This window comes from Alicyclobacillus acidiphilus NBRC 100859, assembly GCF_001544355.1.
Classification (GTDB): domain Bacteria; phylum Bacillota; class Bacilli; order Alicyclobacillales; family Alicyclobacillaceae; genus Alicyclobacillus; species Alicyclobacillus acidiphilus.
In genome coordinates this window covers 89,578-101,704 of sequence record NZ_BCQI01000008.1, presented here as the reverse complement: position 1 = coordinate 101,704, position 12,127 = coordinate 89,578, and the positions used below count along the sequence as shown (strand labels likewise).

The 12,127-nt window shown below is 55.3% G+C and carries 15 protein-coding genes; all 15 read left to right on the top strand.

From position 1 onward, the window contains the following. Window positions 1-1,101: 1,101 nt before the first annotated feature. The 15 genes from infC (at window position 1,102) to AAC01S_RS05010 (ending at window position 12,051) form a co-directional block, all read left to right on the top strand. Window positions 1,102-1,623: a translation initiation factor IF-3 gene (gene infC, locus AAC01S_RS05080; RefSeq protein ID WP_083511531.1), complete on the top strand. Its 522-nt coding sequence runs from the start codon at window positions 1,102-1,104 to the stop codon at window positions 1,621-1,623. A 55-nt stretch (window positions 1,624-1,678) separates the two neighbouring features. After that, a complete protein-coding gene (gene rpmI, locus AAC01S_RS05075) occupies window positions 1,679-1,882 on the top strand; it encodes a 50S ribosomal protein L35 (protein ID WP_067619783.1) in 204 nt (67 codons plus the stop codon). A gap of 68 nt (window positions 1,883-1,950) precedes the next feature. Next, window positions 1,951-2,310 (top strand): 50S ribosomal protein L20, encoded by a 360-nt coding sequence (gene rplT, locus AAC01S_RS05070; RefSeq protein ID WP_067619780.1) that lies wholly within the window; start codon window positions 1,951-1,953, stop codon window positions 2,308-2,310. Between the two features lie 193 nt (window positions 2,311-2,503). Beyond that, a complete protein-coding gene (locus AAC01S_RS05065) occupies window positions 2,504-3,289 on the top strand; it encodes a TrmH family RNA methyltransferase (protein WP_067619777.1) in 786 nt (261 codons plus the stop codon). A gap of 26 nt (window positions 3,290-3,315) precedes the next feature. After that, window positions 3,316-3,894, top strand: a complete 579-nt coding sequence (locus tag AAC01S_RS05060) for a divergent PAP2 family protein (RefSeq protein WP_067619774.1) — start codon at window positions 3,316-3,318, stop codon at window positions 3,892-3,894. A 122-nt stretch (window positions 3,895-4,016) separates the two neighbouring features. Further along, window positions 4,017-4,247: a spore coat associated protein CotJA gene (locus tag AAC01S_RS05055; RefSeq protein ID WP_067619771.1), complete on the top strand. Its 231-nt coding sequence runs from the start codon at window positions 4,017-4,019 to the stop codon at window positions 4,245-4,247. Further along, window positions 4,244-4,519, top strand: a complete 276-nt coding sequence (locus AAC01S_RS05050; RefSeq protein ID WP_067619769.1) for a spore coat protein CotJB — start codon at window positions 4,244-4,246, stop codon at window positions 4,517-4,519. Before AAC01S_RS05055 ends, AAC01S_RS05050 begins: the two co-directional genes overlap by 4 nt. Before the next feature lie 266 nt (window positions 4,520-4,785). Next, the gene (locus AAC01S_RS05045; RefSeq protein WP_245630087.1) at window positions 4,786-5,496 is read left to right on the top strand and encodes an iron-containing redox enzyme family protein; all 711 of its coding nucleotides are present in this window, start codon (window positions 4,786-4,788) and stop codon (window positions 5,494-5,496) included. Between the two features lie 93 nt (window positions 5,497-5,589). Further along, on the top strand, window positions 5,590-6,159 hold the full coding sequence (locus AAC01S_RS05040; protein ID WP_067619766.1) for a manganese catalase family protein: 570 nt from the start codon (window positions 5,590-5,592) through the stop codon (window positions 6,157-6,159). A gap of 177 nt (window positions 6,160-6,336) precedes the next feature. Further along, window positions 6,337-6,888: a CBO0543 family protein gene (locus AAC01S_RS05035; protein WP_067619763.1), complete on the top strand. Its 552-nt coding sequence runs from the start codon at window positions 6,337-6,339 to the stop codon at window positions 6,886-6,888. 248 nt (window positions 6,889-7,136) lie between these two features. After that, window positions 7,137-7,988, top strand: a complete 852-nt coding sequence (locus AAC01S_RS05030; RefSeq protein WP_067619759.1) for a sugar phosphate isomerase/epimerase family protein — start codon at window positions 7,137-7,139, stop codon at window positions 7,986-7,988. Beyond that, the gene (locus tag AAC01S_RS05025; protein WP_067619756.1) at window positions 7,981-8,730 is read left to right on the top strand and encodes a sugar phosphate isomerase/epimerase family protein; all 750 of its coding nucleotides are present in this window, start codon (window positions 7,981-7,983) and stop codon (window positions 8,728-8,730) included. The genes AAC01S_RS05030 and AAC01S_RS05025 overlap by 8 nt, the downstream gene beginning before the upstream one ends. Window positions 8,731-8,770: 40 nt before the next feature. Next, window positions 8,771-9,739, top strand: a complete 969-nt coding sequence (locus tag AAC01S_RS05020; protein WP_067619753.1) for a sugar phosphate isomerase/epimerase family protein — start codon at window positions 8,771-8,773, stop codon at window positions 9,737-9,739. A 13-nt stretch (window positions 9,740-9,752) separates the two neighbouring features. After that, complete coding sequence (locus tag AAC01S_RS05015; RefSeq protein ID WP_067619750.1) at window positions 9,753-10,796, top strand: Gfo/Idh/MocA family protein; 1,044 nt, start codon at window positions 9,753-9,755, stop codon at window positions 10,794-10,796. A gap of 118 nt (window positions 10,797-10,914) precedes the next feature. Beyond that, entirely contained in the window at window positions 10,915-12,051 is a 1,137-nt protein-coding gene (locus tag AAC01S_RS05010) for a Gfo/Idh/MocA family protein (protein ID WP_370670807.1), read from the top strand. Window positions 12,052-12,127 lie beyond the last annotated feature (76 nt).

Below are 12,127 nucleotides of genomic sequence, written 5' to 3'. Positions count from 1 at the left end.
TGACGAGACATGCTAGGCAAGTTCGGTTACGGTTGGGGAGAGGGAACCGGTGGCTGCCCGTGTTTGCTCGGCTGTATGAGTCATTTGGCTAAGAGGCAGACATTATGCACATGTGGATAACCCCACGAACCATTCGGGGATGTTTAACCGTGGACAATTTTGTTAACAGCCTTCTCCCATACAAAGTTGGCGGAGTTTCTCGACGTAATTTCGTCCTCGCCACGCGAAGAACAACGAATTTAGTTCATACGTCACGGATTCAGGAAGCAAGAGAGCAACCCAAAAACTTGACGTCACGTAAATGATTTACAATCCGTTTAAGTACTTACAGGGAAGGCTAAGGATGTATGCCACTCGTGTGTTCACAAACATTGGCCGATATGGTTCTGTCCGGTCCAGTCCACTGTGTGCAGAGAGAGGATAAGAAGCGAGGGCTTTGCCCTGAGACGAGCAGACACCTCGGAGGATGCGGAGGCCGAAGCGCAGGACACCCTGAGCTAGGCGCATTGCCTTGCGCGCCCGCATGGGCGTTGTCTATACGGTGAAGATCCGGAATGAAGAGGGTAGAAGTAGCCACTAGCTTAAGCCAAGGGTGCCCATCGCGGGGGCGGATCTGAAGGAAGGGTGTCAACATCGGGTGTAAAATCCCCAAATAACAGCGGATACGATTCCGCCAGAATAACGATTCAATTCCCGAAAATCACTGGTCTCGATTCGCCGCACTATGTTGAATATACGGCAGCGCAACCTCAAAAACGCCCATGACTTTTTCGGAACGCGGACTATGATGAAATGCCATACCCTGTTGCATTTTCGTAAGAAAGCGGTGCGCATCTTACGAACGATCGGAAGTAAGGCAGCTCATCCACGATGGTCCACTTGACTTGACTTGGGCAGTTCGTTAGAATTCAAGTGTTGAAGTGTACTGACAAAGAAGAAGCCTGCCGCTTCTCACCCGCTTGGTTGGTGCTGACGGGTTACCTAGACGTGACGGACTTGAGAAGGTTCAAGTACGTTCATTACTGGCTATCTAGGGGCGCAGGTCGTGGACCTGCGCTTTTATTGTTGCGGTGTCGGTAGACTTTTCGGAGGTGACATCAGATTAGCAAAGATGGATATCAGGTGAACGATGGGATTCGTGCGCGTGAAGTGCGTGTGGTTGATGCCGAGAACGAACAGCTTGGCATCATGCCGTTGCGCGATGCGTTGCGCTTGGCTGAAGAGCGCAATCTTGACCTCGTGAATGTGGCTCCTAACGCGAAGCCGCCCGTGTGTCGTATCATGGACTACGGCAAGTTCAAGTACGAGCAGAGCAAGAAGGAAAAAGAGTCGCGCAAGAACCAGAAGGTCGTCCTTTTGAAGGAAGTTCGCATGACGCCGAATATCGACGAACACGATTTAAACGTCAAATTGAAGAACGTCATCAAGTTCCTGAAAGAAGGTTCCAAGGTCAAGGTTTCGGTTCGGTTTCGCGGTCGCGAGATCACGCACCAGAACATCGGACAGGAGCTCTTGCTCAAGTTGGCCAAATCGGCGGAAGACCAAGCCATTGTGGAACGGATGCCCCGTTTGGAAGGGCGTCATATGGTCATGATTCTTTCTCCTAAGCAGCCAAGTGCCTAATCTCCACCTGGAGTTTCGAAGGTTCATAAATTTGGAAAGTGGAGGACACAACGACATGTCTAAGAACAAGATGAAGTCCCACAGTGGTTTGAAAAAGCGCGTTAAGCGGACAGCTTCCGGCAAACTGAAGCACGCTCACGCGTTCGCCTACCACAAGGCAGAGCACAAGTCCGCAAAACGCAAACGTCATCTGCGTGGCACGGGACTCGTGTCAGCCAGCGACTACAAGCGGATTAAGCAGCTCGTTGCCTATAAATAATCGACATGAAACAGGAGCGTATCCGCGGTTCGCGAAGAACCGGGTGACATCTGAGGAGGATATCAGCAATGGCACGTGTGAAGAGTGGTATGGTGACGCGTCGTCGTCATAAGAAAATATTGAAGATGGCTCGCGGCTATCGTGGTTCCAAGCATCGCTTGTTCCGTACGGCGAAGCAGCAGGTCATGAAGTCGCTGATGTACGCGTACCGGGATCGTCGAGTTCGCAAGCGCGACTTCCGTCGTCTGTGGATCCAACGTATCAACGCTGCGGCGAGATCGAACGGTTTGTCGTACAACAAGTTCATGTATGGACTGAAGCTCGCTGGCGTCGAAGTCAATCGCAAAATGCTCGCCGACTTGGCTGTCGCGGACGGCGCCGCATTTACGGAACTCGTCAACGTCGCTCGCGCGAAACTCAACGCCTGAGCCGACTTGTCGCGGGCATGCGCGCCAAGCCTGCGAGACGTTTCCCAGTCGGCTGGGGTGATTTCAGCTTCAGTTTCATCGTGCGGTATGTCAGGTGCCCGGTCAGTTCGCTGGCCGGGCGTCTTGGCCTGTCGCTGCTGTTTTGACGAAGGGACTTGGCAGGAACCTTCCGGTGCCGAGGAGGCGGAATTGGGTGTACATAGAATCCGCGCAGAATGATCGAGTTCGCGCATGGAGTCAGTTGAAGAGCAAGAAGGGAAGGGCGAAGTCTGGTCGTTTTTTAGTCGAGGGACGCCTGCTCGTACTTGAGTTGTTGCGCAGCGCGTACGAAATTGAAGCGGTTTTGTGGGATGTCAGTTCTGACGAGCCGTCTGACGACTTGCGGAGCCATCCGAAAGTGGCCAGTCGATTGGTCGAACTGTCGCCGGCGGCGTTTGCCCAGGTCGCCGATACGTCCACGCCGCAAGGTGTGATTGCTGTCGCCCGGATACCGCACCAGCAAACGGTGGCGATGACCGCGCCGGCGGTTCTTTTGGACGGGATGCAAGACCCGGGCAACGTCGGCACCCTGTTTCGCACCTGTGAGGCGTTTGGCATCCAGACCGTGTGCTGCGGCACCAATACGGTCGACATGTTTGCGCCAAAGGTGGTGCGATCGACGATGGGCGGCATGTTCCGCCTGTCGCTGCATGACCGAGATTCGACGGAATTCATCGAGGCGTGGCGGGCTGCGTTCCCGAGCGGCCAGGTTGTCGCGGCCGCGGCGCAGGCCGACGATTGGTGCTATACGACGGAGATGTCTCATGATACGCTAATCGTGATTGGCAGTGAGGCGAAGGGCATCCGGCCGGAAGTTTTACCTTTGGTGGACAAGCTCGTGTCAATCCCGATGCAGGGCCAGGCGGAGAGCCTGAATGCCGCCGTCGCCGGCAGCATTCTCGCGTACGAATGGTTTCGCCAGCAGCATCGTCGTTCCTGAAACCGCCCAGAGAGGGGAAGCTTTCGTTGATACATCCATCTGCTTATATGTGGTTGGCTCCGTTGATTGCGATGGTCGTCGCCCAGGGCCTGAAGCCACTATTTGTGATGGGGCGCTTGCGTACCTGGGACTGGAGACAAGTACGAACGTCGGGTGGAATGCCCAGTTCACATACAGCCGCGGTGGTCGCCCTCGCGGTGGAACTTTGGATGCGTTATGGCGGATCGGATCCGATTCTTGGCATCGGCTTTTTTCTGGCTGCGGTCGTGATGTATGATGCGGCCGGAGTGCGTTGGCAAACTGGTCAGCAGGCGGCGGTGCTGAACCGACTGCTGCGGGATCTGAAAGGGCAAGATGTCCACGCCGACGCGGCGGGTGCCGGCGAGATCGGGAGAACAGACGACGCAAACCGCGGAGCGAATGTGCAAGAGGAATCTCATCGGCCGACGTCCCCGAACGCCGCAGGCATTCGGCCGCTGAAAGTGGTCAAAATGCCGTGGTGGCTGATTGACTGGCCCATCTTGAACGAACACGTGGGTCACAAACCAACCGAGATTGTCGGCGGCGCCATCGTCGGCATTCTTGTCGCGCTGTTGGTGCATTGAATCGTATTCGCACTGAAATTCTCCCCGGCAATTCTCCCTGGCGAACGCGTTCGATGGACTACGATATGTCCCTCCCACATACATATGGGGCTGAATACGGTCAACAGGAGGGACGATCCGCCGTGGAGAAGCAGGATCCGTCGCAATGGCGAGTCTATCATCCGTACCACAGCCCGTTTGATCCTTGTCCAGCACGACCCAAACACTTCATCATTCCCCCTAACGAGACCGCGCCTTTCCAAACCAGCGCCCGCAAACAGTACTCGCCGCATGAAGCTTTGCGCAAAGGAACGCTGTGGCCGGACTATTACAGTCCGTATCCATCGAGTGTTCGGGACGGAGGTGCGGAATGAGCGATCGACCGAAAACGATGCCAAAAGCGTACTATCAATACCTTCAAGAACTGCAGGCCGTCGATTTTGTGTTGTGCGAGCTGACCCTGTACCTCGACACGCATCCGGACGATCAACAGGCGCTGGCCCAATTTGGACAATATCAGAAACGAAAGCACAATCTCATGGCGCAATTTGAATCGGCGTTCGGTCCTTTGCACGAATTCGGCGTGAGCCCGATCAGCGGCAATACGTGGACGTGGTCACAAACGCCATGGCCCTGGCAAGTGTAGCGGGCTTTCAGCCGCTGTGTCGATGGAATGGTGAAAGGCTGCCATTTGGATGCGGTCGTCTGGATGGTGAATCGAACCTCGGTGAGTGTATCCGAGGTTCGATTTTTTGTGGAGAACTGGACGCGCTGCGGCTTCCTCACGGGACACCCTGCATGAAGAACCGGTGTGTATGATAGAAAAACGTTGTCACTTATCGAGAAATATTTGCTAGACTACATTTCGTGATTCTTTTCATTTGTCATTCTTTGAAGAGGAAGGTAATCGATTTGTTTACTCAGTACCAGGATGTCGAAAGAGCCATCGACGAGGTCGTTGATAAGGAGTTTCTGAACGGAGTGTTTCTGACTACGCTAAGAAATGGCGAGTACACAATTCCGCAAATCCAATATTTTGCTGTTCAATATTCGTATTACAGTCGCCATTTTCCTCGCGTACTTGGGGCGGCAATCTCTGCGATGGCGCCCCTGGACACGTGGTGGGTACCGCTGGCGGATAACCTGTGGGACGAGGCTGGTCGCGGAATTGCGGGTAAATCACACGAACAGTTGTACAAGACATTTCTGCGCTTGGTCTATCCAGATGTCCAACTGGATGAGAAGGGAGTCCCAGTACAGCCCATATCGCCTGCGGTGCTGAACGCCATCGAATTTTTCGTGCATTTTTTCCGTGAAGCGACTCCTTTGGAGGCAATGGCCGCGGTAGGATTGGGTTCGGAAATGTTTGCCGGAGCCGTGATGGGTGCCATCGCAACTGGGCTCCGACATCCAAACTATAACCAACAGCCGCTCAACCTGCTGTTCTGGGACGTTCATGCCGATGAACACGAGCCCAGGCACTATCAATTGTGCAAAGACATTCTTGAGCAATTTACCAGTTCCGATGAGCTTGAGCTCATGTTCCATGTGGGAGAAAAGATTGCAAAGTCCGAGGCGATGATGTACACACAACTTCATCATGAAATGATGAAGTTGTCATAGCAAGAGTTCCTTTCGGCAGGGGGATCGAATACGTACAAACCTTCCATGCATATCCATCTCTGAAAGCATTCTGCCGCGGAGGTGGACCACTGCATGTGGATCTATGAAAAGAAACTGCAATACCCGGTTCGAGTGAGCAAATGTGACCCGCATCTGGCGAAAATGTTGATTGAACAATACGGAGGCGCTGACGGCGAATTGTCCGCGGCCCTGCGCTACCTGAACCAGCGGTACACCATACCTGACAAAGTGATCGGCTTGTTGACCGACATCGGGACGGAGGAGTTCGCGCATCTCGAGATGATCGCGACCATGGTCTACAAATTGACCAAGGATGCGACGCCGGAGCAGATGAAGGCGGCGGGTCTCGTCGATCACTATGTCAATCACGATAACGCCCTGTTCTACCACAATGCGGCAGGTACTCCGTGGACGGCGGCTTACATCCAAGCCAAGGGCGATCCCATCGCCGATTTGTACGAAGACATTGCCGCAGAGGAAAAGGCGCGCGCGACCTACCAATGGATCATCGACAACACCGACGATCCGGATATTGTCGACAGCCTCAAATTTCTGCGCGAACGAGAAATTGTCCATTCTTTGCGATTCCGGGAAGCTGTAGAAATTCTGAAGGAATACAACGCGACACAAAAAGTGTTTTAGGTTCAGCGGGCTCGGGGTTTCTTGTGTCGGCGTGATTTGACCTCATCTTGGACCGGGGCGGCTCCGAGCCATTCGGGGGCGTGCCCCCTCCTTCGCAACGCTGCCAAGTGTCGTGATCGTGGACCACCCATCTTTTGGACATACTTCATTTTGAAGCGTCTGAAGGAGAGGTCTATGATGGCGACATTTTCGGATGTGAAAGACGCGCATCGCCACTTGATGAACTTGACTCGGGACTTCTGGCTGCACCATAACCTCTTCACGTGGCAGTGGTGGCTTTTAATATGTCTTGAAATCATCCCATGGATCGTTTGGTGGCGGCTGGTTCACAAACGGCGGATCGTCGAAATTTTGCTGTATGGCTGCCTGGTCGCCGTGATCGCGTTAACGCTGGACATCATGGGCAGTTCCCTGCTTCTGTGGGATTATCCGCAAAGGAGCGTTTGGTTCGTCTTCCCACCGATGATCCCGGTCGATTACGGGATTGTTCCAGTCGTGGACATGCTGTTGTATCAGTATTTTCGATCCTGGAAGGCGTTTTTGATTGCCGTCTCGGTGTTTGCGCTGTCGGCGGCTTTCATCGCGGAGCCGCTGTTCCACCGGGGAGGGATGTACGTCCTCAACGGCTGGAGCTACGTCTACTCGTTCCCTTTGTATATCGCCAAATCGGTCGTGGCAAGATTGGCCATGGAAGGTTTGCGCCGCATTGAGCTTCGTTCTACGCGTTAGCGGCCGTTCCAACGCTGGTTTTTGTGCCCAAACAGAGAGAATAGCCAGATTTGCAAGAAGACAGTCACATTGTGGATGGCGATGTGGGCGCTTGTTGTGCTTAAATGTGGCCGAGGCCTGTTGTTGATAAGCCCAGGGGGTGCCTTGGCGGCGGCGATTGGCCGCATTCCCCGGACTTTTCAGAGGCCGATCTGATGTACTTTGTGGCACGCCGCGCAGCGGTCTGCCTGGAAGAATGGAGGTAGCATATGAAACCTTGTCTACACCCTTCGATCGTGGACGAACATCGGTTTGAGCCATTTCTCGAGCTGGCAGCGCGCCATGGGTATGAATGGGTGGATATGCCTCTCCAGTGGATCGAGGATGCAAGAGCACAACACGGCGATGCGTACGTCGAAGAGCAGTTTTTGTCGCGAGGCATAGCATTGGCAAGTTTCGGACTTCCAGTCGACGTGTACGGCGACGAATCGGAATTTGTCCGGGATCTGGCGATGCTGCCGGAACGGGCTGAATTGGCTCTTCGTCTTGGCGCGACGCGATGCACCACGTTCTTGTGGCCGTCGATCGACGAGCGGCCAGTTCCTTATACGAGCCGATTGGCGCGACGCTTGCGCCAATGCGCCGTGGCCATGATGCCGTACGGAATTCGATTTGGCCTCGAATTTGTCGGACCACACCACTTAAGGAACAAGGCGTATCCGTTTGTGCAGGACATGCAGGATTTGTTTGCGTTCATCGAAGCGGTTGGCGCCCCCAACGTGGGTATGCTGCTCGACAGCCTGCATTGGTACACGGCTGGCGTCTCGGAGGACGATGTGGCGAAACTATCCGGACAACAAATTGTTCACGTCCACATCAACGATACGGACGGCGAACCAAGCGACGCGCACGATGGCCGCCGACTGCTGCCGGGACACGGGCGGATCGATCTTGCGGCATTCGTCCGGGCGACGTACCGCGCCGGCTATCGGGGACCCGTCTCCGTCGAGGTTCTGCATCAGGAACCTCTGTCCGGAACGGAAGACGATCGGGCCAAAGATGCGAAAGAACATATTACGAAGCTCATTGAAGAAGCGAGAGGTGCATATCAACATGACTGAGATTGGCGTACAGCTGTATACGCTTCGGGATCTGCTTGCCAAAGATTTTGTGGGGACGCTTCGCAAGGTGTCCGAAATCGGTTATCGGGCTGTCGAACTCCACCATTACGGCGGACTGGAGCCGACGGAATTGCGCAAGGTGCTCGACGATCTGAACCTGCGCCCTGTATCGAGCCACGTGGCGTTGAACAGATTCGAGTCCGAACTGGACCAGGTGATCGACGAGGCGAAGGCGATTGGACTCGAATATCTCGTCTGCCCATTTTTGCCGCAGGAGCGCAGACAGTCCAAAGCGGATTACGAGGCGTTGGCCGGGATTCTGGCGAAAGCCGCGCAAGCTTGCAAAGCCGCCGGCATCAAGCTTGGCTATCATAATCACGACTTTGAATTCGAGACGTTCGATGGTACGACCGCGTTGGACCTGTTGTTGACCGCGCTGGAAAGCGAAGGCGTTCAGATGGAGTTGGACGTGTACTGGGCACACAAGGCCGGGTACCAACCGACCGAATTTCTTCGCCGTTACGCTGGCCGCGCCGATCTGCTGCACGCCAAGGACATGTCGAAAGAAACGGGCGCATTCGAAACTGTCGGCAAAGGCGTACTCGATTGGAATTCGCTGTTCGAAGCTGCAAGTGCGGCAGGTGTGAAGTACTACATCGTCGAACAGGATGTTTGTCCGGGTGATCCGCTCGAATCCATTGCGGCTTCGTTGGCGTTCTTGCAAGAGCACCTGAAAGCGTAACCATTCGGACATCAACATCAGTGGAATCGGAGGCGATGTCGTGAAACTTGGTATTTTTACGGTACTGTTCGGTGACAAGTCGTTTGAAGAGATGCTGGATCATGTCGCCGCTGCCGGCCTCGATGCGGTGGAGATTGGCACTGGCGGATTTCCGGGATCTGCCCATTGTGATCGAAAGGCGCTGTTGCAAAGCGCGCAAAAGCGTGAGGCGTTTTTGGAAGCCATCCATTCGCGCGGACTTGAGATCAGCGCGTTGAGCTGCCACAACAACCCGTTGCACCCAAACAAGGAGATTGCGGCACAAGCGCATGAGACGCTGCAGGAGACGATTGAACTGGCGGCCTTGCTCGGCGTTCAGACCGTTGTGACGTTCTCTGGATGCCCAGGTGAATCGGAGCATTCCCTGTACCCCGTGTGGGTCACCTCGCCATGGCCAGACGATCACCTCAAAGTGCTCGAATGGCAGTGGAATGAGAAAGTGATTCCGTATTGGTCCGAGCAGAACAAGGTGTTGGCTCAACACGGCGTACGCGTCGCGATTGAAGCCCATCCGAATTTCGTGGTATACAATGGCGAGACGATGCTGAAGCTGCGCGAGGCTTGCGGCGAAAACATCGGCATCAACTTCGACCCAAGCCACATGTTTTGGCAGGGGATTGATCCAGTGGAAGCCATCCACGCCTTGGCTGACGCGGGGGCTATCTTCCACGTCCACGCGAAGGACACCGGGTTTAACAAGCACAATCGTGCGGTCAACGGCGTTCTCGATACGAAGCCTTATCAACAGGAGCGCAACCGCGCGTGGATTTTCCGCACGGTCGGCTATGGACACGACTCAGAGACGTGGTCCGATATCATCAGCGCCCTTCAGTTGGCTGGCTATCAAGGCACGGTGTCGATTGAACACGAAGACAGCCTGATGTCGGTCGAAGAAGGCTTCCAAAAGGCGGCTGCGTTCTTAAAGCCGCTGATCATTCGCGAAAAACTTCAGAACATGTGGTGGGCTTAAGGAGGAAACAGCGTTGGCTGACAAACTGCGAGTTGGCATCGTGGGCGCGGGCGGTATCGCCCAACACGCGCACATTCCGAATTACTTAAAAGTGAGTGACAGGGTCGAGATCGTGTCCATTTGCGACGTTGTCCTCGACATGGCGAAGAAAACGGCTGAAAAATTTGACATTCCCAATGTGTTTTCGTCTGTCGACGAAATGCTGGCCGGCCCAGAACTGGACGCCGTCAGCATTTGTACGCCAAACAAATTTCACAAGGACGCGAGTATCGCCGCCCTGCGGGCCGGATGTCACGTGCTGTGCGAGAAACCGCCAGCCATGTCGGTGGCGGAGGCCGAAGAGATGGCGAACGCGGCGAAAGAAGCTGGCAAGTATTTGACGTTTGGGTTCCACTATCGCCACTCCAAAGAAGTCGACACGTTGAAGCGTTTCGTCGAAGCGGGCGAGTTGGGTGACATCTACGCCGCTACGGCGATTGCGATGAGACGCCGCGGCATTCCAGGATGGGGCGTTTTCACAAACAAGGCCCTGCAAGGCGGCGGCCCGCTCATCGATATTGGCTGCCACATGCTCGATACCGCGCTGTATCTCATGGGTTACCCGGAACCGACGATGGTGCTTGGTGCTACATACCAAGAGTTGGGAACGCGTAAGGGCGTCGGCCTGCTCGGCGATTGGGATTATCAGAATTTCTCCGTCGAAGACATGGCGCGCGGTTTCGTGAAGTTCGCGAACGGTGCGACCTTGGTGATTGAGTCTGCGTTCGCTGCCAATGTGCAGTTGAACGATGAGATGAATGTCAAACTGATGGGCAAGGAAGGCGGCGCAAATGTCTTCCCGTTGACCATCTACCAAGAGCGGCACGGCGCGCTCGTCGACGTCTCGCCGGTGTATTTGCCGGACGTTTCCGCGTATGAGCGCGAGATCAAGCGGTTTGTCGACGCGTGCCTGGGTGGGGAACCGCCGATTTCGACGCCGGAACAAGGCGTGAAACTGCAGCGCATCATCAATGGTCTCTATCAGTCGGCAGAGACCGGGGAGACTGTCAAGCTGTAAGTCATCACATCGCGGACACAGCGAACATGGGGCGGGACCGGACGAGGTTCCCCCCGTTTGCTGTACGCGCGTATTCAAGGAGGCGTGTTTGGTGAGCAAACCGAAACTCGGTATCGGCATGATAGGCTATCAGTTCATGGGAAAGGCCCACAGCCACGCGTTTCGCGACCTCGATTTCTTCTTCCCGGGCGGCGCTTCTCCGGTACTGAAGGCCATCGCGGGCAGGGCGGAAGCGGCTGTTCGCGACGCGGCGAACCAGTATGGTTTCGAGTCGTATGAGACGGATTGGCGGAAACTGCTGGAGCGTGACGATATCGACGTGATCGACATCGTGACGCCGAATTACCTGCACGCGGAAATGGCGATCGCCGCCGCAGAGGCAGGGAAACACGTGATTTGCGAGAAGCCGATGGCGATGACCGTCGAAGAGGCGATTCGCATGCGCGACGCGGTCAAGAAAAACGGCGTGACAGGCCTCTTGTGCCACAATTACCGCTTTGCGCCTGCGGTGCAATACGCGAAGCAATTGATTGCTTCAGGGCGGCTGGGGCGCATTTATCATATTCGCGCCCAATATTTGCAGGATTGGATCATGGACCCCAATTTCCCGCTCGTGTGGCGTTTGCGCAAAGAGGTCACTGGCTCAGGCGCGCTCGGCGATATCGGGGCTCATATTCTCGATCTCGCCCGGTTCCTCGTCGGCGAGATCACCGAGTTGACCGCGACCATGGAGACGTTCATCAAGACGAGACCGCTCGGTGAGATGAGCGGTGGACTGGAAGCGAGAGTTGACGGATCGCAGACGGGCACAGTCGACGTCGACGACGCCACCGCGATTTTGGCCCACTTCGACAACGGTGCGCTTGGCGTGTTTGAAGCCACGCGATTCGCCGGCGGCAACCGCAACGGCAATCGTTTCGAGATCAACGGCGAACGCGGATCCATTCGCTGGGACCTGGAGAACATGAATCTGCTGCACGTTTACTTGGAAGACGATGAAGCGGGGCTGCAGGGATTCCGCACCATCAACTGTACCGAGACGGTGCACCCGTTTGCGGATCGGTACTGGCCGGCGGGACACATTATCGGTTATGAGCACACGTTCATGAATCTGTTCGCGTCGTATTTCGAGAGTATCGTGGAAGGCAAGCCGTTCCAACCGGATTTTGACGAAGGCGTGCGCAACGAGCGCGTCTTGGAAGCCGTGGAGACGTCGGCTCAGAAGCGGGAATGGGTCGCGATTCCACAGGAGTGACGTTTTTTGACCCGTGTGGACTCGCGTGGCTTGGGGGCGACCCGCACTGCGGACGAGCTGGCTCTAGATCTTCGGT

What these genes read in the sequence shown, in the direction of transcription:
- AAC01S_RS05010 (WP_370670807.1), top strand. Translation starts at nt 10,915, where the DNA reads ATGATAGGCTATCAGTTCATGGGAAAGGCCCACAGCCACGCGTTTCGC.
- AAC01S_RS05025 (WP_067619756.1), top strand. Translation starts at nt 7,981, where the DNA reads ATGACTGAGATTGGCGTACAGCTGTATACGCTTCGGGATCTGCTTGCC.
- AAC01S_RS05035 (WP_067619763.1), top strand. Translation starts at nt 6,337, where the DNA reads ATGGCGACATTTTCGGATGTGAAAGACGCGCATCGCCACTTGATGAAC.
- AAC01S_RS05040 (WP_067619766.1), top strand. Translation starts at nt 5,590, where the DNA reads ATGTGGATCTATGAAAAGAAACTGCAATACCCGGTTCGAGTGAGCAAA.
- rplT (WP_067619780.1), top strand. Translation starts at nt 1,951, where the DNA reads ATGGCACGTGTGAAGAGTGGTATGGTGACGCGTCGTCGTCATAAGAAA.
- AAC01S_RS05050 (WP_067619769.1), top strand. Translation starts at nt 4,244, where the DNA reads ATGAGCGATCGACCGAAAACGATGCCAAAAGCGTACTATCAATACCTT.
- AAC01S_RS05030 (WP_067619759.1), top strand. Translation starts at nt 7,137, where the DNA reads ATGAAACCTTGTCTACACCCTTCGATCGTGGACGAACATCGGTTTGAG.
- rpmI (WP_067619783.1), top strand. Translation starts at nt 1,679, where the DNA reads ATGTCTAAGAACAAGATGAAGTCCCACAGTGGTTTGAAAAAGCGCGTT.